The organism is Haemophilus sp. Marseille-P9675, from assembly GCF_916862695.1.
GTDB classification, from domain to species: Bacteria; Pseudomonadota; Gammaproteobacteria; order Enterobacterales; family Pasteurellaceae; genus Haemophilus; species Haemophilus haemolyticus_K.
In genome coordinates, this window is the sequence record NZ_CAKASP010000006.1 from 1 (window position 1) to 25701 (window position 25701).

Here is a 25701-nt window from a genome sequence, read left to right on the forward strand (position 1 = left end):
AGTTAAGCACCTATTAAGACTTCAAAATTAAAAATATTTTTAAAACAAGTCAATCAACAAGTGCCCACACAGATTGTCTGATACATTGTTAAAGAGCAAAAAACAACGACGCACTTGGAAACTTAAATACTTCACAACAGTGCGTCGTTGTGTGCGGTGCATTATAGGCGTTTTAAAACCCTTTGCAACCCCTTTTTAAGAAATTTTATTTGAACGCGCAAATTTTACTCATCATCTAATTTTCTATAACCTTTTAAACCGTTAGCCCTCAAAACTTCATTCAATTTTTTTAATAAAGCTTCTTTTTCTGCTTTAGTGAACATTTGGCTATTTTTATTAAGTAATGCTCCAACTAATTTCCAGTAGAAATCTAAAGTAGCACCACTTCCTGCTTTTTTTAATCGAACCATAGCATTCTCTGCGCCAATTTCCCTCAGCATTTTAACATCTAAAATACCAGCTTTAATTAGCGCTCTCTCATGCCTAATAGTCAAGTTAGCCAAATCTTTCAAACGGTTTAGTTTATTTAATGTACGCTTCAACTTCTGCTTTTGAATTTGTTTAATAGATAGAATTACTAGTTTTCTACATAATGCATTATCACCTATAACCTGATTAGATAAAGCATAATACTGAGAAAGAACAAAGCGTTTATTTACTTCATTTGTTGTAAAAGGCTCACAACCAAGCCTAATAAGATAAGATGCTAACTCTCCCTCCCCTCTCAAGTAGAGTTTCTTATTTTGCCAAATTGCAAACATCGTTTCTCCTTTATGAAATAACCCATATCCTGTAAAAAGGTTCCTGGAGGTAACATTTCCTACCAACTGATCTAACAGAGAGCAAACTACATCAATATGTTCGTCTTTTATATTCATATATATCTCCAAAATGAATAATTTGTTGAAAAAATCGGTAGAAGTACTTCTGCTTTTTTTATATCACGAACTTTTTTCATTACCTAAAAATAAATTTCAATTTTGTGAACCTGATCGCAAAATAAAATTTATTTTTAAAGAAACACTTAAATTACTATGAATAATCAATATAGTAAAAATCCTTCTTACAACATAAAATAGAGATAAAAGAAGCAAATTTATTTCTAACTATTTTTATTTATTTTATCTATAAATATTCAAAACTAATTCTGAACTGTTGTTCACATTTCTCATAAAATATAGAAATTTTTCTTGACCTGTACATCAATACAGATATAATCACAAAAAACTTGAACATTCAAACAGGAATTCACTTATGGCGACTCAAGAAGAAAAACAAAAAGCACTAGCTGCAGCATTAGGACAAATCGAAAAACAATTTGGTAAAGGCTCAATTATGAAGTTAGGCGATACCAAAACGTTAGATGTAGAATCTATTTCTACTGGATCACTTGGCTTAGATGTTGCACTGGGAATTGGTGGTCTACCTATGGGACGAATTGTAGAAATTTTCGGACCTGAATCATCTGGTAAAACAACATTAACTCTTTCCGTCATTGCTCAAGCGCAAAAAGCGGGAAAAACCTGTGCATTTATTGATGCAGAACACGCCCTTGATCCTATTTATGCAGCAAAACTTGGGGTGGATGTAAAAGAACTTTTTGTTTCTCAACCAGATAATGGTGAACAAGCACTTGAAATCTGCGATGCATTAGTTCGCTCTGGCGCAATTGATGTAATCATTGTTGACTCCGTTGCCGCACTGACACCCAAAGCTGAAATTGAAGGGGATATGGGTGATTCCCATATGGGGCTACAAGCTCGTTTAATGTCACAAGCTTTACGTAAACTTACTGGCCAAATTAAAAATGCAAACTGTTTAGTTGTATTTATTAACCAAATCCGAATGAAAATAGGTGTGATGTTTGGTAACCCTGAAACTACCACAGGCGGCAATGCATTAAAATTCTATTCTTCTGTTCGCTTAGATATTCGTCGCACAGGTTCTGTAAAAGATGGCGAAAATATCATTGGAAATGAAACCCGCGTAAAAGTAGTGAAAAACAAACTAGCAGCACCATTCCGTCAAGTAGATTTCCAAATTCTTTATGGTGAAGGTATTTCAAAAGCAGGGGAATTATTAGAACTTGGTGTAAAACACAAGCTTGTAGAGAAATCAGGTGCGTGGTATGCCTATAATGGAGAAAAAATTGGCCAAGGTAAAACTAACTCAATGAAATGGCTCAATGAAAATCCAGAAAAAGCAGATGAGTTAGAAGCTCGTTTACGCGCAGAATTAGTGGCTAATCCAGAACAAGCTTTAATGGCTGATATTGAACAATCTGAAAATAGTTCCGGATCAGAAAGTGATTTTGAATAAATCAAATCATTAACGCCAAAAGTGCGGTCATTTTTAACCGCACTTTATATCAACTCAATAAAAATAAAGGAATCATTCCTTGTCATCCCTTGCTTTTAATTACATAGTTAATCTTCTTTCTCGCAGAGAATATAGTGAATTCGAGCTCCGCAATAAAATGCAGGAAAAGAACTTTTCGGAAGAAGAAATTGATGATGCATTATCTTTATGCCAGGCAAAAAATTGGCAAAGTGATCGTCGTTTTTCAGAAAATTATCTAAATTCACGCGCACAAAAAGGTTATGGTGTAGGAAGAATTCGACAAGAATTACTCCAATTAAAAGGTGTGTCTTCTGATATTATTGATGAAGTTTTAATGGAATCAGAAATTAATTGGTATGAAATGGCTGAGAACTTGTTACGTAAAAAATTCCCAAATTACAACGAACAGCAAACGCCTAAAATGAAACAAAAAATTTGGCAATATATGCTATCACATGGATTTCGTAGCGATGAATTTGCTGATTTAATTGGGCAAAACCAAAGTGAATGGGATTAAGATAAAAGTTGAGAACAAATTTTATATATCCAAATGCCCAATACAGTCATAGCTAAACATCCGAATAAATGCATCATCAATACACAAAATCCATTTAACCACTTGTCATTAAAAAATAATTCCACAATTTCGGAAGAAAAAGAAGAAAATGTGGTTAGCGATCCTAAAAAACCGGTAATTAAAAATAACCGCCATTCAGAACTAATTTGTGGAAATTGCCAAAAAAGCCCAAGTAATACACCAATAATTAAACAACCAAGCAAATTAGCTATTAAAGTTCCAAAAGCAAATGAGGAAAATAAAGGATTAAATAACAATCCTATAGCCCAACGCAATGACGCACCTAATATTGCACCACAACTTATAAATAATAATGCCTGCATTAATAATCTAATCCAAATTGGGTTCGCAAATAACGAGCGACTGATTCTTCTTTATTTGAACCAATAACTTCTAACTCTGGACAAGCTTTTTTTAAACGAACATCTGCATCTTGCATGATGCAGCCCTTACCAGACCAAGAAAGCATTTCTACATCATTCATTCCATCACCAAAAGTAATACAGTCTTTTAACTCATACTCACGTGATTCGAGTAAATGTTTTAATGCATCCCCTTTTGAAACATTCTTATTCATTACTTCCAAACAAGCTAATGCTGAATAAACAATTGTCGTTACGTCACCAAACTTATCTCGTAAATAACTTTCTACTTCAACTAAATCCTCAGGAGTTTTACCAATAAAAAAGACTTTTTCTGTCCCACGTCCATGATGTTTGGAAAAATCGACAACGTTATAATCGAATCCAGATTCTTTATGGAACTGACGCATTGCAGGGATATCTTTGTTAGTAAACCAACCTTCATCTTGATAGCTATTCATGCATACTTTGGAAGTATCAAATGGCGTTTTGTAAAGCTCGAGAACTAAGTCTTCAGGCAAACTATTGCTATAAAGCAAATTACCCTGTAAATCCCGTACACGAGCACCATTTGATGTAATCATAACCGCACGTTCCGCACCAATTTTTCCAAGAATAGATGACACATCGGTATGGTTACGCCCCGTTGCCAAAATGATATCCACTCCGTTTTGCTCTAATGCTCTCAGCGTATCAATGGTAAGATCACCGACTAAATGTTCAGGAGTTAAAAGGGTGCCATCTAAATCAGACACCATTGCTCGAAAAGGTAAATTCATAAAAAACTCAAAAAATAATTTGCGGTTATCATATCACTAAATATACAAATTGCCCTTGTCTAAGATCAATGTATAAAAACCGTAATAAAAATAACCGCACTTTATTAAGGATTAAGGCATTAAATCAACTGATATATTTCCTTTCATTTGACAGCAACACGCTAAAACATAACCTTGTTTAATTTCATCTTCTGTCAGCGGTCCGTTTGAACTCACTTCATAATCCCCACTCACCACTAAAGTTTTACAAGAACCACAAATACCTTCTCTACAGGCGGCAATAATCGGTGCTTTATGTTCTTCCAAAGCAGCTAATAAGGTTTTTCCAACAGGTACAGAAAAAGTTTGAGGTACTGGATTAATAATAGAAAGCGTCACTTGTTTACTATTATCTAACATACAATTTTCTGCTGAAGAATGAAATTGCTCTAAAAAGAAACGCTCAGATGGAATACCAAGGGATTCTGTCATCGTACGTAAATCATTCATATAACTCTCTGGACCACAAGTCAGCACCGTATAATCAGCTATATTGGGTACAAGGTCAGATAACATTTGACTATTTAAACGTCCAGCTATAAAGCCATCATCCGCATCAACAGAAGCATTAATAAATAATTTTAACTGTGGAAATTGTTCTTTCAGCAATGTCCATTCTCGTTTAAAAATAACATCTTTAGGCGAATGGACACTATAGAATACAACCACATCTACACTCGGTTTATTTTTTAATAACCAGCGCGTCATAGACATGATTGGCGTAACGCCACATCCACCAGCCACAAGCAAATATCGATCACTTACAATACGGGTACAGGTAAATTTACCCATTGGATCGGATAGCCAAATTTGATCACCTTCTTTAATTTCGGATGTAATCCAATTAGAACCTACTCCATTTTTAATACGGCGAACGGTTAAAGTAACAAAACGGCTCATTCCTGGCGTAGATGATAGTGTATAAGCTCGCACAATATTTGGCGTATTACGAATACTTACTAAAGCGTACTGACCAGGCTCATAAGGGTAAAAATCTTGTGCTATTAATTCAATTGTATAGACATCATCAGTTTCCTGATGAATAGCATGTACCTGCATTTCGTTATAACACAACGGATTCTGATTATTTGACATAGAATTTTCTCTTTGAAGATAGAAAAAAGTGCGGTGGATTTTTAAAATGTTTATAAAACTAATACTACAAATTAAAAAATCGACCGCACTTTTCTATGAAATGTTATTTAGCTAAAGCTTCTGCCATATCTTGTTCAGGAGTGGTCAAACCGCGCAAACCGAATTTTTCATTTAATAATGCCATCACATTATCATTTAAAAATGCTGGAGCAGTCGGCCCTGTATAGATATTTTTTACACCTAACGCCAATAAGGTAAGCAAAATAACAATAGCTTTTTGCTCAAACCAAGAAAGCACTAGTGTTAATGGCAATTCATTAACGCCAATACCAAGTTTTTGTGAAAGATTTACAGCAAGCATTATCGCAGAATACGCATCATTACATTGCCCAACATCTAACAAGCGAGGTAACCCATCAATAGCACCAAAATCTAATTTATTAAAACGATATTTACCACAACCTAAAGTTAAAATCGCACAATCTTCCGGTACTTGACGAGCAAAATCAGTGTAATAGCTACGTTCACCTTTGCTACCATCACACCCGCCCACTAAGAAAACATGACGTAATTTTCCACCAGCAACAAGATTAATCACCGCATCTGAAGCATCTAATAAAGTTTGACGACCAAACCCAACGGTAATTTTGTGTTCTAATTCATCATAAGGGAATCCCGCCATTTCTTGTGCTTTCGCGATAACTTGACTGAAATCACGATCTTCAATGTGCGTTACACCAGGCCAGCCCACAATACTACGGGTATAAATACGATCTGCGTAATTACCAACATTAGGATCAATAATACAGTTAGAGGTCATAATTACAGGACCAGGGAATTTAGCAAATTCTTTCTGCTGATTTTGCCAACCACTTCCATAGTTACCAACTAAATGGTTGTATTTTTTCAATTCTGGGTAACCATGCGCAGGTAACATTTCACCATGAGTATAAATATTTATCCCTGTTCCTTCCGTTTGTTCTAAAAGTGCTTTTAAATCTTTTAAATCATGACCAGAAATTAAAATACATTTTCCTGCTACAGGCTTCACATTTACCGTTGCTGGAACAGGATGACCAAATGCTTCTGTTTCACCTGCATCTAATAAACTCATTACTTGAAAATTCATATTACCGATGCCAAGCGCCTTTTCTAACAATTCATTTAGATCGCTTGGATTTGTTCCTAGCCACGCCATAAACTCATGGAATTGACGATATACCTCATTATCAAATTTACCTAAAACATGGGCATGTTCCATATAAGCAGCCGCACCTTTTAAACCGTATAAACAAAGCATACGCACGCCATGTACTTCTTCCCCAATCAAAGTGCGGTCAGAATTTAGAGCAAAATTCGCTGCTTGTTTTGTTAAATCAGAAATCGTTGCACCTTCAAGCTGTAAATGAGCTAATGGATGGTTTATATCAATACTTGGATTTAGTGTACGGCAACGTTTCATTAAATTATCGCGATAAGCGATGGCTTGTTGCGCATATTCAACTATACGTTGAGAATCAAAGTTTACATTAGTCAAGGTAGAGAAAAATGCTTGTGCCGTAAAAGCATCAATTTCATTATCAATAATAGCTAAATCTCTCGCTTGAATAGCCCAAGCAGATAAGCTTTGCAGAGTTGCAATAAGAAGATCTTGTAAATCAGAAGTTTCCGCAGTTTTACCGCACATTCCTTGAGAGTAACTACAACCATTACCCATCGGAGTACGCATGGTTTGTTCACATTGTACACAGTACATAATTAAGTCCTTTTGTTAGAATAGAAAGTTTCGTTATAAACCCGATAAAATCACTCAGATTTATGAATAAAATGATAAAACCTTTTTTCTACTAGATACAAAAGGAAATTTTAATTAATTAGAACTTGTTTGATCTAGATTAAGCTAATACCAATCATAAATTGATTTTCTTGTTTAGAAAAACATAAATTCTAATAACACTAAAAACCTCGCAATAAAATTCAATATCTTTACATTACCAGATGAAATACGATAACAAATTTCATTTTATTTCTCTTATAATGCAACCGTTCGAACGACAAGCAGTATCTCGAATGATGTATGTTTATTCCCCAATGGATAGTCAAAACACAAGGAGATTATTATGGCTTTCAATATGAAAAATAGACATTTACTTAGTCTTGTTCATCACACAGAACGTGAAATTAAATATCTCTTAGATCTCTCCCGAGATTTGAAACGAGCCAAATATACAGGCACAGAACAACAAAAATTAAAAGGCAAAAATATAGCGCTCATCTTTGAAAAAACCTCCACTCGCACACGCTGTGCATTCGAAGTCGCCGCTCATGATCAAGGCGCACAAGTCACCTACATCGACCCGAACTCCTCTCAAATTGGCCACAAAGAAAGTATGAAAGATACCGCCCGCGTATTAGGCAGAATGTATGATGGCATTGAATATCGTGGCTTTAAACAAAGTATCGTTCAAGAACTTGCTGATTATGCTGGTGTGCCAGTATTCAATGGTTTAACCGATGAATTCCACCCAACACAAATGCTTGCCGACGTACTTACCATGATTGAACATTGCGACAAACCATTAAGCGAAATTAGATATGTATATATTGGGGATGCTCGCAATAACATGGGTAATTCACTTTTATTAATTGGTGCAAAATTAGGTATGGATGTTCGTATTTGTGGACCTAAAGCATTATTACCAGAAGCTAGTCTTGTGGAAATGTGCGAAAAATTTGCGAAAGAAAGTGGCGCTCGTATTACTGTAACTGAAGATATCGACAAAGCTGTGAAAGGTGTAGATTTTGTTCATACTGATGTGTGGGTTTCAATGGGTGAACCATTAGAAACTTGGGGCGAACGCATTAAATTATTACTTCCTTATCAAGTCACACCTGAATTAATGAAACGCACAGGTAATCCAAAAGTGAAATTTATGCACTGCTTACCTGCCTTCCATAACAGTGAAACCAAAGTTGGTCGTCAAATTGCTGAAAAATATCCTGAATTGGCTAATGGTATTGAAGTGACTGAAGATGTATTTGAATCTCCAATGAATATTGCATTTGAACAAGCTGAAAACCGTATGCACACAATTAAAGCAGTCATGGTGGCAAGTTTGGCATAAGGAGAGCGTATGAGAATAGTGATTGCATTAGGCGGTAATGCGTTATTACGACGCGGAGAGCCGCTGACAGCCGAAAATCAACGACAAAATGTTCGCATTGCTTGTGAGCAAATTGCTAAGGTTTGGCCAAATAATGAATTAGTAATTGCGCACGGTAATGGCCCACAAGTGGGTTTGCTCGCATTACAAGGTGCTGCCTATACTGATGTGCCAACCTATCCTTTAGATGTATTAGGTGCAGAATCAGTAGGAATGATTGGTTATATGATTCAACAAGAACTCGGTAATTTAGTTCCATTTGAAGTGCCATTTGCAACTTTATTATCTCAAGTAGAAGTTGATATCAACGACCCAGCTTTTAAAAATCCAACTAAACCAATTGGCCCTGTTTATACGAAAGAAGAAGCTGAACGTTTGGCAAAAGAAAAAAATTGGTCTATCGCACAAGATGGTGATAAATATCGTCGCGTTGTGCCAAGTCCATTACCAAAACGTATTTTTGAAATTCGTCCAGTCAAATGGTTACTTGAAAAAGGCAGTATCGTAATTTGCGCGGGTGGCGGTGGTATTCCGACCTATTATGATAAACACCATAATTTACAAGGTGTTGAAGCTGTTATCGACAAAGATTTATGTTCAGCTTTACTTGCAGAAAATCTTGACGCTGATTTATTTATCATCGCAACTGACGTTTCCGCAACTTTCGTAGATTGGGGTAAACCAACTCAAAAAGCAATTTCTGTCGCATCACCAGAAGCCATTTCAGAACTTGGTTTCGCTGCAGGTTCCATGGGGCCGAAAGTACAAGCCGCGATCAACTTTGCGAAACAAACAGGAAAAGATGCAGTAATAGGCTCTTTATCTGATATTGTGGATATTGTGAAAGGAAAAGCTGGTACTCGTATTACGAAAAAAGCTGAAGGTATATCCTATTATGCTTAAATAATAAAAGAACTTTGAGAAATCATTCTCAAAGTAAAAAGTGCGGTCGGTTTAACCGATGTTTTTACCAACCGCACTTTAAACGTTAAACATAAGGAGCTCGCTATGGATGCGTCCAAAAAGAAGAAAACGTTTAATTTCCCATCAGCGTTTACTATTTTATTTGCAATATTAATTCTCGCTGTTGGATTGACCTGGGTAATTCCATCCGGTTCATATTCAAAATTAACATATAACTCCACAGATAATGTTTTTGTCGTCAAAGCTTACGGCGTTGACGATAAAACTTATCCCGCCACAACAGACACTCTTGATAATCTCAATATCAAAATTAAACTCTCCAACTTCACCGAAGGCGTGATCAAAAAACCAATCGCAATTCCTGGTACCTATCAACGAGTAGAACAACACCACAAAGGCATTGAAGACATCACCAAAAGTATGGTGGAAGGAACTATCGAAGCCGTTGATGTCATGGTCTTTATTTTCGTGTTAGGTGGTATGATTGGTGTCATTAACCGTACTGGTTCTTTTAATGCTGGTTTGATGGCTCTGGCGAAGAAAACCAAAGGTAATGAGTTTTTTATTGTATTCAGCGTATCCGTCTTAATGGTGTTAGGCGGCACAACATGCGGTATTGAAGAAGAGGCCGTGGCATTCTATCCGATTCTGGTGCCTGTATTCCTGGCTCTAGGATATGATGCGATAGTCTGCGTAGGGGCTATATTCCTTGCTTCATCTATGGGGACCGCATTCTCTACAATTAACCCATTCTCCGTTGTTATCGCATCAAATGCAGCTGGTATTCAATTTACTGAAGGTATTGGTTTCCGTGCTCTAGGTTTAGCTTTAGGCGCAACTTGCGTAATCGCATATCTTTATTGGTACTGTAAAAAAATCAAAGCTGACCCAAGTTTTTCTTTCACTTACGACGATCGCGAAGAATTTCGCCAACGTTATATGAAGAACTTTGATCCAAATGCAACTATCGCATTCTCAGCTCGTCGCAAATTAATCTTAACGCTTTTCTGTATTGCATTCCCTATTATGATTTGGGGTGTAATGGTTGGCGGATGGTGGTTCCCTCAAATGGCTGCATCTTTCCTTGCCATTACTATCATCATTATGTTTATCAGTGGCTTGTCTGAAAAAGATATAGTGGAATCCTTCACTGAAGGTGCATCAGAATTAGTAGGCGTGTCCTTAATCATTGGTCTTGCTCGTGGCGTAAACTTAGTGCTCGAACAAGGTATGATTTCTGATACTATCCTTGATTATATGTCTAATGTGGTTAGCGGTATGCCGGGTAGCGTATTCATCTTAGGTCAATTAGTCGTATTTATTTTCCTAGGCTTAATCGTGCCGTCTTCTTCAGGCTTAGCCGTGCTTTCAATGCCAATAATGGCGCCACTTGCTGACTCAGTGGGTATTCCACGCGATATCGTGGTTTCCGCTTACAACTGGGGACAATATGCAATGCTATTCTTGGCACCAACAGGATTAGTATTAGTGACTCTCCAAATGTTGCATATTCCATTTGATAGATGGGTTAAATTCGTCATGCCAATGATTGGATGCTTATTATTAATCGGATCTATTTTACTGGTAGTACAAGTATCCTTATATAGCGTTTAATTAGCCAAATTGCCGCCTAGATCACAGTTTTTCTAGGCGGTTTCTTTTATAATAAGTTATCTTTTTTGTTAGCATAAAAAGGATTTACTATGCTTAAAAAATGTTTCGATAATATAGATACTCGTATTCTTAAAGCATTACAACGAAATGGTCGATTACAAAATAATGAACTTGCCAACGAAATAGGGCTTTCAAATTCAGCTTGCTTACGCCGAGTAAATCAACTGGAAGAAAGCGGCGTAATTGATAGTTATGTTGCCTTATTGAATCCCAAGAAAGTAAATTGTAATCTTATCGTTTATGCATTAGGTTCTTTCTTTGAAGAAGATCCAGAATTAAAAGAGCGGTTTATTTTTGAAGTAAAATTAATCCCACAGATCATCGAATGCCATTTTATGGCAGGAACTTTCGATTTTCTTCTGAAACTTTGTGTATCAGATTTAGAAGAATTTAACCACATTAAAACCACCTATCTTAATTCCAGGCTTGGCATTAAAACCTTAAAATCAGAAGTAACACTAAAAACGGTTAAATCAACAACTGAGTTGCCTTTATAAAAATCCAGCTTTTATGCTGGATTTTGTTTTTAGCTTCGACATAATAGCAATAACTTTTCATCCCTAAAAAGGATTATAAATATGAAAAACATGTTACTGCTCAGTAGCTCAAAATACAAGAATACAGGTTATCTTGAACACACTGTACCTTGGTTACAAAATTTCTTGGCTGATTATCGTGGTAAAACTATTGCTTTTGTGCCTTATGCTGGGGTACGTCGCACTTTTGATGAATATGAAAAAACTGTGCAAAATGCACTTTCTAATTTAGGGATGAATATTGTTTCCGTTCATCATGGTAAACAGCATCGAGATATCATTGAACAAGCAGATGTCATTGCTATTGGCGGCGGGAATACATTTTGTTTGTTAAAACAACTTTATGAGCACAATTTGATTGATATCATTCGTGAAAAAGTAAATAACGGTACGCCTTATTTTGGTTGGAGTGCTGGCGCCAATGTAGCGGGCGCATCTATTATGACAACTAATGATATGCCGATTACTTATCCTCCTTCATTTCAAGCATTACAACTTTTTCCTCATCAAATTAATCCACACTTTATTTCAGGTAAAATCCAAGGCCACAATGGCGAAAGCCGAGAAGAACGTTTGGCAGAATTTTTACTCGTTAATCCAACTGCATTTGTATATGCATTACCTGAAGGTTCTGCGCTTCATATACAAAATGAAATGGCAACTGTGTTGGGCGAAAATCCTATTTTGTGCTTCAGTGAAAATATGGAATGTGGCACATTTGATATCAATACAACTTTTTCTTATTAACTTAAAGGGAACATATAATGGAATTATTTAAATCCATCGTTGCAGTGATTGGCATTATTGCCACAATTTATTTTCTGATTAAAAAAGCCGAAACCCGAACCGTTTTGATTGGTGTCGGTTTAATAATGTCCATTCTAACGCTTAATCCAATGGGCGCATTAGATGCTTTTGCCAAAAGCATGACATCTGGCGGATTAATTATGGCCATCTGTTCTAGTATGGGTTTTGCTTATGTAATGAAATACACTCAATGTGATACTCATCTAGTGCATTTACTTACTAAACCATTAAGCGGATTAAAATTCTTCTTAATTCCGATTGCAACAGTCATCACCTTTTTCATCAATATTGCTATTCCTTCTGCTGCTGGTTGTGCAGCTGCAGTTGGCGCAACATTAATTCCCGTTTTAAAAAGTGCGGGTGTTCGACCAGCTACTGCTGGTGCAGCTATTTTAGCTGGGACTTTTGGATCAATGATGAGCCCAGGTTCTTCTCACTCAGCAATGATTAGTGAAATGTCAGGCTTAACTATCGCTCAAGTAAACCTTTCACATGCGCCATATAACATGATTGCAGGAGCAATAGGTGCGGTTGTTTTAACAATTCTTGCGCTTGTTTTTAAAGATTATGGTGAACAACATCGCCAAGCTTATCTTGCAGAACAAAAAGAAAGTGAAATTAAAGTTGTTGAAGGCGTCAATGTACTTTATGCCCTTGCACCATTAATACCATTAGTTATTTTAGTGATTGGTGGAACGTCATTACAACAAGTACCAGGTCTTGAATGGACTAAAATGGGCGTTCCTCAAGCGATGTTGATTGGTGCAATTTATGGCATTATCGTAACTCGTATTTCCCCAGTAAAAATCACTGAAGAATTTTTCAATGGCATGGGAAATTCTTATGCAAACGTACTTGGTATCATTATTGCCGCCAGTGTATTTGTAGCAGGATTAAAATCTACGGGCGCAGTTGATGCTGCAATTTCTTTCTTAAAAGAATCCAACGAATTTGTACGTTGGGGTGCAACAATTGGACCATTCTTAATGGGCTTAATTACAGGCTCTGGCGATGCAGCAGCGATTGCCTTTAACACAGCCGTCACGCCACATGCTGTAGAACTCGGCTACACTCACGTAAATCTTGGTATGGCAGCAGCGATTGCTGGTGCAATAGGCCGTACAGCTTCACCAATTGCAGGCGTAACTATTGTTTGTGCAGGCCTTGCGATGGTAAGCCCTGTAGAAATGGTAAAACGTACCGCGCCAGGCATGATACTTGCCGTTTTATTCTTAGCATTATTTATGTTGTAAAAATAGTAAAAAAATTGACCGCACTTTATTTAAGTGCGGTCTGTTTTTATAGACTTTTAAAGGAAGAAAAAAATGAACTTAGATTTAAATCAACTTGTTAAATGGCGTCGTGAATTTCATCGTTTTCCAGAAATTGGTTGGAGTGAATTTTGGACAACTTCTCGCATTGCGGATTACTTGGAAGACTTAGGTTGTTTTGAAATTTTTCTTGGCAAACAAATTATAAATCCAGACTTTGTTCGTGGACGAAAACAAGCTGTAGTAGATAAAGGTTTAGCTAATGCAAAAGCCTATGGAGCCAATGAAAAATGGCTCGAAAAAATGGAAGGATACACTGGTTGTGTGGCATTATTTGATTCAGGTAAACCAGGAAAAACCATCGCATTACGTTTTGATATCGACTGTGTGAATGTAACGGAAACTCGCTCACCCGAGCATATTCCAAATAAAGAAGGTTTTTCCTCAATTAACGATGGATTTATGCATGCTTGTGGACATGATTCACACATTACAATAGGTTTAGGCGTTGCATTATGGATCGCTCAGAACAAAGATAAACTCACTGGAAAAGTAAAAATTGTATTCCAACCAGCAGAAGAAGGTGTTCGAGGTGCAGCAGCCATTGCACAAAGTGGCATAATTGATGATGCAGATTATTTTGCTTCTTCACACATTAGTTTTTGCGCGAATACAGGCACAGTTATTGCTAATCCAAGAAATTTTCTTTCCACTACAAAAATTGATATTCGCTACAAAGGTAAACCAGCCCACGCAGGTGCTGCGCCTCATTTAGGTCGTAATGCCTTATTAGCTGCAGCGCATACAGTCACTCAACTTCATGGTATTGCACGCCATGGTGAAGGCATGACAAGAATTAATGTGGGTGTGCTAAAAGCGGGTGAAGGACGAAATGTCATCCCATCTTCTGCTGAATTGCAATTAGAAGTGCGGGGAGAAAATAAAGTAATTAATGAATACATGACCGAACAAGTCATGCAAATAGCCAAAGGTATCTCCATAAGTTTTGATGTCGCATATGAAACTGAAATTGTAGGTGAAGCAGTGGATATGAATAATGATGTTGAACTTATAAAACTTATCGAAGAAATATCTCTTGAACAACCACAAATAAATAACGTAAATTCAGATTATGCTTTCAATGCAAGTGAAGATGCGACTATTTTAGGTAGACGTGTACAAGAACACGGGGGTAAAGCCATTTACTTTATTCTTGGTGCAGATCGTACAGCAGGTCATCATGAAGCTGAATTTGATTTCGATGAAAATCAATTGCTTACTGGAGTTAATATTTATACTTCTTTAGTACAAAGATTATTAGCTTAATTAAATAAAAATATTTTTACTCCTTTCTTTTAAGAATCCGCTATTTTTCTTAGAATAAAGGCAATATCTACCCACCTTATAAGGAAAACTCAATGATTAATAGACGTCATTTTATTCAAATCGGTGCAAGCAGTATTCTTGCATTAAGTGCAAGCCGTTTTGCGACAGCAAAAGATAAACATGATGTAGATTTACGTATTGTTGCTACTACTGACGTTCATAGTTTCTTAACAGACTTTGATTATTACAAAGACGCACCAACCGAGAAATTCGGTTTTACTCGTGCAGCAAGCCTTATTCGTCAAGCACGTGCTGAAGTAAAAAATAGCGTATTGGTTGATAACGGGGATTTAATTCAAGGTAACCCTATTGCTGATTATCAAGCTGTACAAGGCTATAAAGAGGGCAAATCTAACCCTGCGGTTGATTGCTTAAATGCTATGCACTATGAAGTAGGAACTTTAGGTAACCACGAGTTTAACTATGGTTTAGATTATTTAGCTGACTGTATCAAACAAGCTAAATTCCCAATTGTGAATGCGAACGTAGTAAAAGCGGGGACAGAAGAGCCTTATTTCACACCTTATGTCATTCAAGAAAAATCTGTGGTGGATAATAATGGCAAAACACATAAATTAAAAATCGGTTATATCGGTTTTGTGCCACCGCAAATTATGGTTTGGGATAAAGCGAACCTTCAAGGCAAAGTCGAAACCCGTGATATTGTAAAAACAGCACAAAAATATGTCCCTGAAATGAAGAAAAAAGGGGCTGATATTGTCGTTGCATTAGCTCACACAGGCCCATCAGATGAACCTTATCAAGAAGGTGCTGAAAACTCAGCATTCTATCTAGCTGATGTACCACATATTGATGCCGTCATTTTTGGTCACTCACACCGTTTATTCCCAAATAAAGAATTTGCGAAATCACCAAATGCAGACATCGTAAATGGTACAGTAAAAGGTGTACCAGAAAGTATGGCTGGTTACTGGGCAAATAATATCAGCGTGGTAGATTTAGGCTTAACAGAACACAAAGGTAAATGGATTGTTACTTCAGGTAAAGCGGTTCTTCGTCCAATCTATGATGCAGAAAATAAAAAAGCGCTTGCAGAAAATGACCCAGAAATTACCGCACTTTTAAAACCAGTTCACGAAGCGACACGTAAATTTGTTTCTCAGCCTATTGGTAAAGCAACAGATAATATGTACAGCTATCTTGCATTAGTACAAGATGATCCAACCATCCAAATCGTGAACCAAGCACAAAAAGCCTATGTAGAAAAAGTTGCACCAAGTGTTGCAGCAATGGCTGGCTTACCTATTTTAAGTGCAGGTGCACCATTTAAAGCGGGTGGTCGTAAAAATGACCCAACAGGTTATACCGAAGTAAATAAAGGTAAATTAACTTTCCGTAATGCGGCAGACTTATATCTCTATCCAAATACATTAGTGGTTGTTAAAGCTACAGGCGAGCAATTAAAAGAATGGTTAGAATGTAGTGCAGGTATGTTTAAACAAATTGACCCTACAAGTGATAAACCACAATCATTAATCGACTGGGAAGGTTTCCGCACTTATAACTTTGATGTGATTGATGGTGTTAATTATGAATACGATCTAACCAAACCTGCTCGTTACGATGGCGAATGTAAATTAATTAACCCAGAATCGCATCGTGTAGTAAATTTAACCTATCAAGGAAAACCAGTTGATCCAAAAGCAGAATTCTTGATTGCAACGAATAACTATCGTGCTTACGGTAATAAATTCCCAGGCACTGGCGATCAACATATTGTTTACGCATCGCCAGATGAAAACCGTCAAATTTTAGCTGATTACATTAAAGTAACCAGTGAAAAAGAAGGTTCTGTAAACCCTAGCGCGGATAAAAACTGGCGTTTTGTGCCTATCACAGGTAACGATAAATTAGATGTCCGTTTTGAAACTTCACCAAGCGAACAAGCAGCCCAATTCATCAAAGAAAAAGCACAGTATCCAATGAAACAAGTGGGTACTGATGAAATCGGTTTTGCAGTGTATCAAATTGATTTGTCAAAATAATAATTAGAAAAATAAAATGCTGTCTAAAAATTAAAATTTAGGCGGCATTTTTTCTTCCTAAAGAGCGGTCAAATTTCTGAGTATTTTTAATCTACCTTCTTTCTTTTACAAATTGCATTCGCTTTTCAATCCTTCTATTGCTTTACATTCCTCTTCATTATGTTCACTTTCGGTAACAATAGATTGTAAAAAAGCTTTAATTTCTAATAATTGAAATATTTTATTTTCTACTTGAATAAGTTGATTAAGTACTAATTGATCTGCTTGATAATGATCTTTCGTACTAAACCTAATACGATTGAGTTCCCGAATATTCTCTAAAGAGAAGCCCAACATTCGACATTTTTTAATAAAGTTTAATTGCTCTATACTCTCTTCATCATAAAATCGATAACCATTAGCCAATCGCTTAGGTGGAGGTAATACTCCTTGTTTCTCATAGTAGCGAATAGTTTCAATATTAGTATGTGTAGATTTACTTAATTCATTAATTTTCATTATTTCCTCAAGCAATTTTTTACTTTAATGAGAATGATCATTCGGCAATGAATTGTCATCGCTACTATATAAGGATTTAATAGCTTGAAAAACTGTAGAAATACCGCTGTGTAATACAAAAATACTTAAGATACCACTAGCAACTACATCAACCCACTGCCAATTTAACCACCAAGCACTTATTCCTGCAATAATAGCAACAACCGAACCAAATAAATCTACTAAAACATGCAAATATGCTGCACGAATATTCAAATTATGGCGATTACTTTTTAGCATTATAAAAGCTACCAACAAATTAATCCCAAACCCTAGTAAAGCTACACCTAACATTGGCAAAGCGTCTATTTCTATCGGAGCCTGCCAACGTGTTACAGCCTCAATAAAAATCCAAATAGCGACCCAAACTAATGAAATTCCATTGATTAAAGCTAACCATTTTTGCCATTTTAGACTTAAAAATAACCCAATCCATACTAAAAAAATAGATAAACTATCATTTGCCATATGCCCAGCATCAGCCATCAAGGTAAGGCTGTTAAACCAATATCCCCCTAGAAATTCAACAACCATATAAAAAGTAATAATTGCAAAACTGATGCCTAATACCATTTTATTTTTAGAAATTTGACTATGAGGGCAAGATGCATACTGCTGATATTCTTTAGGAGTATAATTTTTTACTAGAGAAACTTCTTTCATTTTATTTCCTTAACTATTTGATTTGAAAGAAGCATAAAACCTGTAGTAACTACAAAGTCAAATCATAAAACTTACATTTAATAAAATTAATTATTTAAAAAAAGCTAAATTATAGAGATTTCAATAAAAATTCATTTTTATCTGTGGATAACTCATAAATAATCTGTCATAAAACTGTTTTTACTCACTTGATAACTTTGAGAAAAAATAAAGTTGTTAATAACTTTCCATTTTACACACAAGATTTTTAAAGAAAATGATCGCATTTTCACAAGATCTTTAGATTCTATAACACCTGTTTCCATAAGGATCGAGTAAGGTTACTCACAACCTCAAAGGATCTTAATAGTAACAATAATAAGATCTTTATATATAAAAAGAGATCTTATTTACTAATAAAAACGTGATCTTTCAAAGGATCAATAGATCTATTCTTTTTTTGTCAGGTGTTTTAAATTTCTGTAAAATAATGCCAATTTTTTGATCCGAATAATATAGAGATAGATATGTTTTACACTGAAACTTATGATGTGATTGTGATCGGTGGTGGTCATGCGGGTACAGAAGCCGCGCTTACACCAGCTCGAATGGGATTAAAAACCCTTTTATTAACGCATAATGTAGATACTTTAGGGCAAATGTCTTGTAACCCTGCAATTGGTGGGATTGGTAAAGGTCATTTAGTAAAAGAAGTAGATGCAATGGGCGGTTTAATGGCTCATGCTGCAGATAAAGCAGGGATCCAATTTCGTACTTTAAATAGCAGTAAAGGCCCAGCAGTACGTGCTACTCGAGCTCAAGCTGACAGAGTTCTATATCGTCAAGCTGTTCGTACAGCATTAGAAAATCAACCTAATTTAGATATTTTCCAACAAGAAGCCACTGATATTCTAATTGAGCAAGATCGAGTTACAGGCGTTAGCACAAAAATGGGATTAACTTTTCGTGCTAAATCAGTGATATTAACTGCAGGTACTTTCTTAGCTGGTAAAATTCATATTGGTTTGGAAAATTATGAAGGTGGTCGAGCAGGGGATCCTGCTTCTGTAAATCTTTCACATCGATTAAGAGATCTTGGATTACGTGTAGATCGCCTTAAAACAGGTACACCACCACGTATTGATGCACGTACGATCAATTTTGATGTTTTAGCTAAACAGCATGGTGATGCTGTTTTACCCGTGTTTTCTTTTATGGGATCAGTAGATGATCACCCACAACAAATTCCTTGTTATATAACCCATACTAATGAACAAACTCATGAAGTGATCCGTAATAATTTGGATCGCAGTCCAATGTATACTGGTGTGATTGAAGGGATCGGGCCACGTTATTGTCCATCCATTGAAGATAAAGTGATGCGTTTTGCGGATCGTAATTCACATCAAATCTATTTGGAACCTGAAGGCTTAACCAGTAACGAAGTGTATCCAAACGGGATTTCTACCAGTTTGCCGTTTGACGTGCAAATGGGCATTGTGAATTCCATGAAAGGTTTAGAAAAAGCTCGCATCATCAAACCAGGTTATGCCATTGAATATGATTATTTTGATCCACGTGACTTAAAACCAACGTTAGAAACTAAATCGATTTCAGGTTTATTCTTTGCAGGTCAAATTAACGGTACAACTGGTTATGAAGAAGCGGCAGCACAAGGCTTATTGGCGGGGATTAATGCTGGTCTTTATGTACAAGAGAAAGAGGCATGGTATCCACGTCGTGATCAATCTTATACTGGCGTACTGGTTGATGACCTTTGTACGCTTGGTACCAAAGAACCGTATCGCGTATTCACTTCTCGTGCCGAATACCGTTTGTTATTACGTGAAGATAATGCAGATATTCGTTTAACACCTATTGCCCATGAATTAGGTTTAATTGATGAGGCTCGTTGGGCACGCTTTAATCAAAAAATGGAAAATATTGAACAGGAACGCCAACGCTTACGCAGCATTTGGTTGCATCCGCGCTCTGAATATTTAGGAGAAGCGAATAAAGTGCTTGGTAGCCCACTTATGCGTGAAGCCAGCGGTGAAGATTTATTGCGCCGTCCAGAAATGACTTATGATATTTTGACTTCTTTAACGCCATACAAACCATCAATGGAAGATAGAGAAGCTGTAGAACAAGTGGAAATTGCCATTAAGTATCAAGGCTATATTGAGCATCAACAAGAAGAAATTGAAAAACAAAAACGCCACGAAAATACGGCAATTCCAGCTAACTTTGATTACAGCAAGGTTTCTGGTTTATCTAATGAAGTACGTGCGAAGTTGGAACAGCATCATCCAGTTTCCATTGGCCAAGCCAGCCGAATTTCAGGTGTTACCCCTGCGGCAATTTCAATTATTCTGGTGAATTTGAAAAAACAAGGTATGCTGAAGCGTGGGGAATAAAGTTTTTTTAATTTAAATGTAAAAGAGCGGTGAATTTGATCTGCACCCCAAAAGTTGGACTCAACAACCAACAATTGAGGTGCAGATTTTTTATGGGTAAACGCTATACAACAGAATTTAAATTACAGGCTCTCCAACCTATCTTGAATGGAGAAATGAGTATCAGAGAAGCCGCGCTTTTTTACAATATTCCTTCCAACACCTTAGTCGGGACATGGTTGAAAAGGTTTGAAAAAACAGGCATAAAAGGACTTATTTCCCGCAAACCATCAGGACGACCGCCAATGAAACCCAAGTATGCAAAAATGCCACCGCCACCCAAAACTGAAGAAGACCGTTTACGTTTGAGAATTTTACAGCTTGAAGAGGAGGTAGCCTACCTAAAGGAGTTGAGAAGGCTTAGACTTCAGGACGAAGCCGAGCAACGGAAATTATTCAAAGGTTAAGAACACTCTATCCGTTAAAATGGCTTTTAGGCTTTGCACAGTTAGCGCGTAGTACGTTTTTTGCTAAACTTCAGATTAAACTGGATAAGGATGAGCAGCTGAAAAAGACTATTAAACGCATCAAAGCTAATCATCCTGATTATGGCTATTGACGCGTTCATGCCTGTTTGCCAGGCGTAAATCATAAAAAAGTCCAACGTTTAATGCAGGCCTTGGATTTCAAGTGCGGTCAAGAAAAAGTAAGAAATTTACGACCTATTGAGGCACGATAGGGGTGATTGCACTGAATCATCTTGAACGCGATTTTAGCGCAACGGCCCCGAAACAAAAATGGGTGACTGATATCACCGAGTTTAAGGCTAAAGATGGAGGAAAAGTCTATTTATCTCCAATTTTAGACTTATTTAACAATGAGATAGTCTCCTATAATCTCAGCTATTCCCCAAACTGGGCACAAGTAGAGAACATGTTAATGCAAGCAGCAAAGGATTAAATAAAGCTTGTGGTGTCATTTTACATTCAGACCAAGGCTGGCAGTATAAAATGATGGCTTATAGTCGGATCTTGGCTGAACATGGCATCATTCAAAGTATGTCGAGAAAAGGGAATGGCTTGGGCAATGCCGCGATGGAAAGTTTCTTTGGGATATTAAAAACGGAATGTTTTTATGGTCGGGAATTTAACAGTAGAGAGGAGATAGTTGATGCCGTCAGGGATTATTTGGATTACTATAACCACCGACGGATTCAACTAAAACTAAAAGGACTGAGTCCGATACAATATCGAAAATAATCCTTTAAATAACAGTCTAACTTTTTAGGGTCAGATCACAATAGCCAAAATTGGAACTTATTTAAGATATTTGCTGATATAGTATCAGGTTGGGGATAAGTAGCGACTACATCGATTCTAAAGATGGAAAAATGTCATCATTTAGACATCGAGAAGCTAAAAAACGAATAATAACTGGGTTTGGAATGGTATTAAAAAATTACTCTAAAATTTAGGAAATAATAATAAATAAAACAGTTGTGCTAATGTTACTGGCTATTTCAAGTTCTATCTATGATAATTACAATAATTATTATAAACAGTAATACTTTATAATCAACATCAATACGGAAATACAAATAAAAGTTCCATCTGTACAAAATCATTTATTCAGTTATAGTGTAGATAAGAAGACCGGTGCATTAGCAATGGATGCTATACGTAAAGGTGTAGAGTGGGATGGTACATTACAGCCGATACAGTAAGCGGAAATGATGTAAAAAAGCTGAATAGTTATATTCAGCTTTTTATTATGCATATTCTATTGTATTAAAATGTTTAATGTACTAAGTGTGTTGTAATACAATTTGTTGTTGTACCTGAATTGGTTGGAGTGTTTGATATTTTTGTCTTATTAAGTTATACAGATTAGGCATTTCCTCTGCGGATAATGTAACAACTAAAACGTAAGGTAAATCTTCCAGTTCGTTTATATGAACAGGCATACCACAATCTCTTCCATAATAAATTATATCAAAACATGGGGTTGTTAGTTGGTTAGCTTTAAACTTGTGTTCACTTCTTATTGTGTTTTCCCACTTATGGGCATCGCGTTGTTCACTTTCATCCATATAAATACGTTTCTGATTAAAAAATGGGAATGTAAGTCCCGGGGCATCATCAGTACTTTTTCGCATAGTGACCTCAAGTCCGCTTCTTGTATAATTGAGGGAATGTTCGGGATCTACCGAAGTTGAGAAACAGAGCGTTGCCCTTAAATTTACATTTCCCCGCATAGGTATGTTTGGAATTGGAATTAAGGCTCGCATATATTGTGATGGTTTGAGAATTCCTTGATAAATAACTTTTACTTCATCATCACTACAATAGATAATATCATTAATATCATTAGGGAAACGTCCCCATCCAATTTCATGACGCGGAAAATCCTTAGGTTCTGCATGATGTACGAGGAGAGCTTTAGCTGTTAATGGCGTGATGTTATATTGTAGGGATGTGCTTAAAGCTATTGCCTGCCGTAATACTAATGGGGCAGCAAAACTTGTACCGGCAGTGCTTACAATTCCGTTATTCATCGGACTATATGTTTGAAATGGTTCTTCGGCGTGCCCTCCAAAAGCAACACCATCCGGTTTTATATATCCAGGGCTTCTACCAGGGCCAATGCAGCTATATAAACATCTTTCCCAGTCATCAGATAGAGAAGTTGCCGCACCAACGGATAATCCATTGACTAAATCTGAAGGTGGTTGAATTCGATTCAGTGATTCAGGTAAATGTCCATCATTGCCAACGGCGATAGTACAAAGTGTTCCGCTTTTAGCAAAAATTTCTTCAAGAGTAGAAGTCCATACGTGAACATCGTCGTCGTCAATTGGTAGTCTTGGACCTAAACTTAGGTTTATATAATCATATTTTGTTTGCTCTAATATCGTTTTTATACGGATAAGAACATCAAATAAATCTGTATCAGTATTATTAATATCCGAGTCTAAAACTCTATAATGATCTATATTACAATAAGGCACACTAAGCTTTTTAGTATTACTATTCACAACACCAAAAAGAATAGTGGATGTGACATCTTGCCCATGAGAAAGTAATTGGGCACTAGTATTACCATTACCCCAAATATATTCTTTAACCCAAGGATCAAAATTATTAATTCCTAGTCCTCCATCGAATATTGCAACTTTTAAATCAGGATTTATAGCTCTCTCCGAAGGAGGGCTAAAAGTGGTTTCATTGGTAGATGAACGTAATATCACAGGATCATTAACCCGTAATTCGGGTAATTGTCTTAAGGTCCGTAGAAAAGAAAATTCCGCGAGTTTCAATGCCATATCTTTACTGGCTTTAGCTGGTATGAATGTTAATCCTTTTACGTTTATACTTCTTTTTTTATCTATGAAAACACCATTTTGTTTTGCGAATGTTTCAAAAGCATCAACAATTCCTGAAGGGGTATTGGGTGTATGTAAAGCTATTTCAACAGCTACAACCTCATCATTATTAAAACTTTTTACTTTATCTGAAATAGTTAATATAGATATACTTTCTAACGTAATAAAATCATCTTTTAGGCTTTGATTTAGTTTGTCTTCATTTAATGTATCAAGAAAGTTCTGAAAATTCTCTTTTTTACCAGATACATAAATACAGGCGGTTGTATATTCTTCTCTCCACCCTTTCTTTTTGATATTTTTTCTAGGCTTAATACTAACGGCCTTGCTGCCTATATTTTGAAGAGAAAATTTATTTAATAACTTAACTGGAAAATAACTTTTAGCTAAAAAAGCCGGATGAAGAACGAATTTTACTACTGCTTTCCCCTCTGGCATTGCAAGCGGTAGTGTATTGTTAATTTCAGAAATGACCTCATTTAGCTGCGCTACAATAACAGGTTTGTTTTCTTCATATGTATACGGCTTATTTTTCGGTCCTCCGCCTGTATTTAATATCACTGGGCTAGTAAGGGTTTCTCCATAACCAAGAAGCATATTTTTATTATTCATTTTTATAATCCTTGTTCTTTCACAAATTTTTGTATTTGAGATCTTGAAATCCCTAAGTCTTGTGCAATTTTTCGTTGAGAAATATTTGTTGATAACATCGTTTCAATAACATTTTCCAGTAAGACATTATCACCTAATAATTCATTAATTAATGTTGCACTGAAAGGTTTTTTTTCTATGATAGAATTTTTTTTAGCTTGATTGATGGATCTTTCTATTATGGCATAAGAAATATCATGTAATTTAGTTGATATATAATCTGCCAGATTATTACTAATATCTTTAGATATCAGATATTTTTTAATTAGTTCTTGATTCGGAAGCTCAAAATCAATAATACTGTCAAACCGTCGCCAAACAGCAGGATCTAGAAGCTCTGAATGATTAGTTGCTGCTATCAGGACAGATTGCTTAGGCCATTCGTCAATAGCTTGGAGAATAACGGTTACTAATCTTTTTAATTCACCGACATCAGTTGTATCGTCTCTCTTTTTAGCTATTGAATCAAACTCATCAAGTAATAATACACATGGAAAAGATGAAGCATAATTGAGTACGGCTTTAATATTATTGCCGGTTTTACCCAGATAACTGCTCATTACACTGGCGAGATCTAAAGTTAGGAGGGGTATGTCAAGTTTATGAGCAATCCATTTGGCAGATAATGTCTTACCTACTCCTGGCGGACCACTTATAAGCAAGGATGTAGATGGATGTAGCCCGCCTTTATGTAAGGATTCTTTCATTTCCCACTCAGCTATAAAGCGATTTAACTGAGTATTTACTTTTTCTGACCATATAGGAACTGTATCCATAATTACCGGATATACTTCAATTAGTAATTTTTGTCTGGTATCGGCGTCAACAGGGGAAAATTGAGGTGTTAATGATTGCCCTCTTGTGACAGCATTAGTGTTTGAAGTAGAAATTAAAGATTCCAATTCCTTTGCTAAGTCAGGTAGTTCTTTCTTTAGCTTTTTGGCTATTACTTTCAACCGCATCAAAAGGCTATCTTTTTTCCCGGTAAGAGCATCATTTACTACATCAATAAACATTTTATTTATTACATTGGCCATAAATTTACAAAAATCCTTATAAATAGATAAAATTTTTGAAATTATAACCCAAAAAAAACAAAGTTAAAGCCATTTTTATTTATTTTTAGTTTGTTT

23 protein-coding genes are annotated in these 25701 nt (G+C 36.2%); 14 read left to right on the forward strand and 9 right to left on the reverse strand.

The annotated features are described in order from the left end of the window. Nucleotides 1-224: 224 nt before the first annotated feature. Complete coding sequence (tfoX, locus tag LIX50_RS08030; protein WP_080351540.1) at nt 225-878, reverse strand: DNA transformation protein TfoX; 654 nt, start codon at nt 876-878, stop codon at nt 225-227. A gap of 376 nt (nt 879-1254) precedes the next feature. On the opposite strand from tfoX, the gene recA reads away from it, so the two are divergent. Then, complete coding sequence (recA, locus tag LIX50_RS08035) at nt 1255-2319, forward strand: recombinase RecA (protein ID WP_048953163.1); 1065 nt, start codon at nt 1255-1257, stop codon at nt 2317-2319. A gap of 79 nt (nt 2320-2398) precedes the next feature. Further along, nucleotides 2399-2857 carry a recombination regulator RecX gene (gene recX, locus LIX50_RS08040; protein ID WP_048953162.1) on the forward strand — a complete coding sequence of 153 codons (459 nt, stop codon included), beginning with the start codon at nt 2399-2401 and terminating at the stop codon, nt 2855-2857. Here recX and crcB read toward each other — a convergent pair. From crcB to hcp, 4 genes are all read right to left on the reverse strand, one after another. Next, nucleotides 2854-3240, reverse strand: coding sequence for a fluoride efflux transporter CrcB (crcB, locus tag LIX50_RS08045; protein WP_048953161.1), 387 nt, complete (start codon nt 3238-3240; stop codon nt 2854-2856). The genes recX and crcB overlap by 4 nt on opposite strands. Next, complete coding sequence (locus LIX50_RS08050) at nt 3240-4058, reverse strand: Cof-type HAD-IIB family hydrolase (protein ID WP_048953160.1); 819 nt, start codon at nt 4056-4058, stop codon at nt 3240-3242. The genes crcB and LIX50_RS08050 overlap by 1 nt, the downstream gene beginning before the upstream one ends. Nucleotides 4059-4169: 111 nt before the next feature. Then, on the reverse strand, nt 4170-5192 hold the full coding sequence (gene hcr, locus LIX50_RS08055; protein ID WP_048953159.1) for an NADH oxidoreductase: 1023 nt from the start codon (nt 5190-5192) through the stop codon (nt 4170-4172). 103 nt (nt 5193-5295) lie between these two features. Further along, nucleotides 5296-6948 carry a hydroxylamine reductase gene (gene hcp, locus LIX50_RS08060; RefSeq protein WP_048953158.1) on the reverse strand — a complete coding sequence of 551 codons (1653 nt, stop codon included), beginning with the start codon at nt 6946-6948 and terminating at the stop codon, nt 5296-5298. A 364-nt stretch (nt 6949-7312) separates the two neighbouring features. On the opposite strand from hcp, the gene LIX50_RS08065 reads away from it, so the two are divergent. The 8 genes from LIX50_RS08065 to cpdB all read left to right on the forward strand — a co-directional run bounded on the left by LIX50_RS08065 (nt 7313) and on the right by cpdB (nt 16960). Next, on the forward strand, nt 7313-8317 hold the full coding sequence (locus LIX50_RS08065) for an ornithine carbamoyltransferase (RefSeq protein WP_048953157.1): 1005 nt from the start codon (nt 7313-7315) through the stop codon (nt 8315-8317). Between the two features lie 9 nt (nt 8318-8326). Then, on the forward strand, nt 8327-9259 hold the full coding sequence (gene arcC / locus LIX50_RS08070) for a carbamate kinase (protein WP_048953156.1): 933 nt from the start codon (nt 8327-8329) through the stop codon (nt 9257-9259). A gap of 105 nt (nt 9260-9364) precedes the next feature. Further along, nucleotides 9365-10894, forward strand: coding sequence for a YfcC family protein (locus LIX50_RS08075; protein WP_005632201.1), 1530 nt, complete (start codon nt 9365-9367; stop codon nt 10892-10894). A gap of 89 nt (nt 10895-10983) precedes the next feature. Beyond that, complete coding sequence (locus LIX50_RS08080; protein ID WP_048953155.1) at nt 10984-11451, forward strand: Lrp/AsnC family transcriptional regulator; 468 nt, start codon at nt 10984-10986, stop codon at nt 11449-11451. 81 nt (nt 11452-11532) lie between these two features. Beyond that, nucleotides 11533-12237, forward strand: coding sequence for a dipeptidase PepE (gene pepE, locus LIX50_RS08085; protein WP_048953154.1), 705 nt, complete (start codon nt 11533-11535; stop codon nt 12235-12237). Nucleotides 12238-12254: 17 nt separating this feature from the next. Then, nucleotides 12255-13550 (forward strand): C4-dicarboxylate transporter DcuC, encoded by a 1296-nt coding sequence (gene dcuC, locus LIX50_RS08090; protein ID WP_048953153.1) that lies wholly within the window; start codon nt 12255-12257, stop codon nt 13548-13550. 72 nt (nt 13551-13622) lie between these two features. Next, nucleotides 13623-14894, forward strand: a complete 1272-nt coding sequence (locus tag LIX50_RS08095; RefSeq protein ID WP_048953152.1) for a M20 family metallo-hydrolase — start codon at nt 13623-13625, stop codon at nt 14892-14894. Nucleotides 14895-14986: 92 nt separating this feature from the next. Beyond that, the gene (gene cpdB, locus LIX50_RS08100; RefSeq protein WP_048953151.1) at nt 14987-16960 is read left to right on the forward strand and encodes a 2',3'-cyclic-nucleotide 2'-phosphodiesterase; all 1974 of its coding nucleotides are present in this window, start codon (nt 14987-14989) and stop codon (nt 16958-16960) included. A 105-nt stretch (nt 16961-17065) separates the two neighbouring features. On the opposite strand, the gene LIX50_RS08105 is transcribed toward cpdB, so the two are convergent. Both LIX50_RS08105 and LIX50_RS08110 read right to left on the reverse strand, forming a co-directional pair. Further along, nucleotides 17066-17458 carry a MerR family transcriptional regulator gene (locus LIX50_RS08105; protein ID WP_046953379.1) on the reverse strand — a complete coding sequence of 131 codons (393 nt, stop codon included), beginning with the start codon at nt 17456-17458 and terminating at the stop codon, nt 17066-17068. Nucleotides 17459-17482: 24 nt separating this feature from the next. After that, a complete protein-coding gene (locus LIX50_RS08110) occupies nt 17483-18160 on the reverse strand; it encodes a cation diffusion facilitator family transporter (RefSeq protein ID WP_048953150.1) in 678 nt (225 codons plus the stop codon). A 506-nt stretch (nt 18161-18666) separates the two neighbouring features. Between LIX50_RS08110 and mnmG the strand changes: the two genes are divergently transcribed. The 4 genes from mnmG (at nt 18667) to LIX50_RS09595 (ending at nt 21794) form a co-directional block, all read left to right on the forward strand. After that, nucleotides 18667-20556: a tRNA uridine-5-carboxymethylaminomethyl(34) synthesis enzyme MnmG gene (gene mnmG / locus LIX50_RS08115; protein ID WP_048953149.1), complete on the forward strand. Its 1890-nt coding sequence runs from the start codon at nt 18667-18669 to the stop codon at nt 20554-20556. A gap of 92 nt (nt 20557-20648) precedes the next feature. Continuing rightward, a complete protein-coding gene (locus LIX50_RS08120; RefSeq protein ID WP_048953148.1) occupies nt 20649-21002 on the forward strand; it encodes a helix-turn-helix domain-containing protein in 354 nt (117 codons plus the stop codon). 274 nt (nt 21003-21276) lie between these two features. Next, nucleotides 21277-21495 (forward strand): DDE-type integrase/transposase/recombinase, encoded by a 219-nt coding sequence (locus tag LIX50_RS08125; protein WP_140524126.1) that lies wholly within the window; start codon nt 21277-21279, stop codon nt 21493-21495. A 134-nt stretch (nt 21496-21629) separates the two neighbouring features. Beyond that, nucleotides 21630-21794 (forward strand): IS3 family transposase, encoded by a 165-nt coding sequence (locus tag LIX50_RS09595; RefSeq protein ID WP_413465848.1) that lies wholly within the window; start codon nt 21630-21632, stop codon nt 21792-21794. 545 nt (nt 21795-22339) lie between these two features. Here LIX50_RS09595 and LIX50_RS08135 read toward each other — a convergent pair. Continuing rightward, nucleotides 22340-24529, reverse strand: a complete 2190-nt coding sequence (locus tag LIX50_RS08135; RefSeq protein WP_048953147.1) for a S8 family peptidase — start codon at nt 24527-24529, stop codon at nt 22340-22342. A gap of 2 nt (nt 24530-24531) precedes the next feature. Beyond that, a complete protein-coding gene (locus tag LIX50_RS08140; RefSeq protein WP_048953146.1) occupies nt 24532-25605 on the reverse strand; it encodes an AAA family ATPase in 1074 nt (357 codons plus the stop codon). Nucleotides 25606-25701: the final 96 nt, after the last annotated feature.

Bases quoted from the DNA above. Each gene is read 5' to 3' on its own strand.
- LIX50_RS08075 (WP_005632201.1), top strand. From the start codon at position 9,365: ATGGATGCGTCCAAAAAGAAGAAAACGTTTAATTTCCCATCAGCGTTT.
- LIX50_RS08095 (WP_048953152.1), top strand. From the start codon at position 13,623: ATGAACTTAGATTTAAATCAACTTGTTAAATGGCGTCGTGAATTTCAT.
- LIX50_RS08120 (WP_048953148.1), top strand. From the start codon at position 20,649: ATGGGTAAACGCTATACAACAGAATTTAAATTACAGGCTCTCCAACCT.
- hcp (WP_048953158.1), bottom strand. From the start codon at position 6,948: ATGTACTGTGTACAATGTGAACAAACCATGCGTACTCCGATGGGTAAT.
- dcuC (WP_048953153.1), top strand. From the start codon at position 12,255: ATGGAATTATTTAAATCCATCGTTGCAGTGATTGGCATTATTGCCACA.
- LIX50_RS08135 (WP_048953147.1), bottom strand. From the start codon at position 24,529: ATGAATAATAAAAATATGCTTCTTGGTTATGGAGAAACCCTTACTAGC.
- LIX50_RS08110 (WP_048953150.1), bottom strand. From the start codon at position 18,160: ATGAAAGAAGTTTCTCTAGTAAAAAATTATACTCCTAAAGAATATCAG.
- LIX50_RS08080 (WP_048953155.1), top strand. From the start codon at position 10,984: ATGCTTAAAAAATGTTTCGATAATATAGATACTCGTATTCTTAAAGCA.
- cpdB (WP_048953151.1), top strand. From the start codon at position 14,987: ATGATTAATAGACGTCATTTTATTCAAATCGGTGCAAGCAGTATTCTT.
- LIX50_RS08065 (WP_048953157.1), top strand. From the start codon at position 7,313: ATGGCTTTCAATATGAAAAATAGACATTTACTTAGTCTTGTTCATCAC.
- LIX50_RS09595 (WP_413465848.1), top strand. From the start codon at position 21,630: ATGGAAAGTTTCTTTGGGATATTAAAAACGGAATGTTTTTATGGTCGG.
- crcB (WP_048953161.1), bottom strand. From the start codon at position 3,240: ATGCAGGCATTATTATTTATAAGTTGTGGTGCAATATTAGGTGCGTCA.
- LIX50_RS08050 (WP_048953160.1), bottom strand. From the start codon at position 4,058: ATGAATTTACCTTTTCGAGCAATGGTGTCTGATTTAGATGGCACCCTT.
- tfoX (WP_080351540.1), bottom strand. From the start codon at position 878: ATGAATATAAAAGACGAACATATTGATGTAGTTTGCTCTCTGTTAGAT.
- pepE (WP_048953154.1), top strand. From the start codon at position 11,533: ATGAAAAACATGTTACTGCTCAGTAGCTCAAAATACAAGAATACAGGT.
- recA (WP_048953163.1), top strand. From the start codon at position 1,255: ATGGCGACTCAAGAAGAAAAACAAAAAGCACTAGCTGCAGCATTAGGA.
- arcC (WP_048953156.1), top strand. From the start codon at position 8,327: ATGAGAATAGTGATTGCATTAGGCGGTAATGCGTTATTACGACGCGGA.
- hcr (WP_048953159.1), bottom strand. From the start codon at position 5,192: ATGTCAAATAATCAGAATCCGTTGTGTTATAACGAAATGCAGGTACAT.
- LIX50_RS08105 (WP_046953379.1), bottom strand. From the start codon at position 17,458: ATGAAAATTAATGAATTAAGTAAATCTACACATACTAATATTGAAACT.
- mnmG (WP_048953149.1), top strand. From the start codon at position 18,667: ATGTTTTACACTGAAACTTATGATGTGATTGTGATCGGTGGTGGTCAT.
- LIX50_RS08140 (WP_048953146.1), bottom strand. From the start codon at position 25,605: ATGGCCAATGTAATAAATAAAATGTTTATTGATGTAGTAAATGATGCT.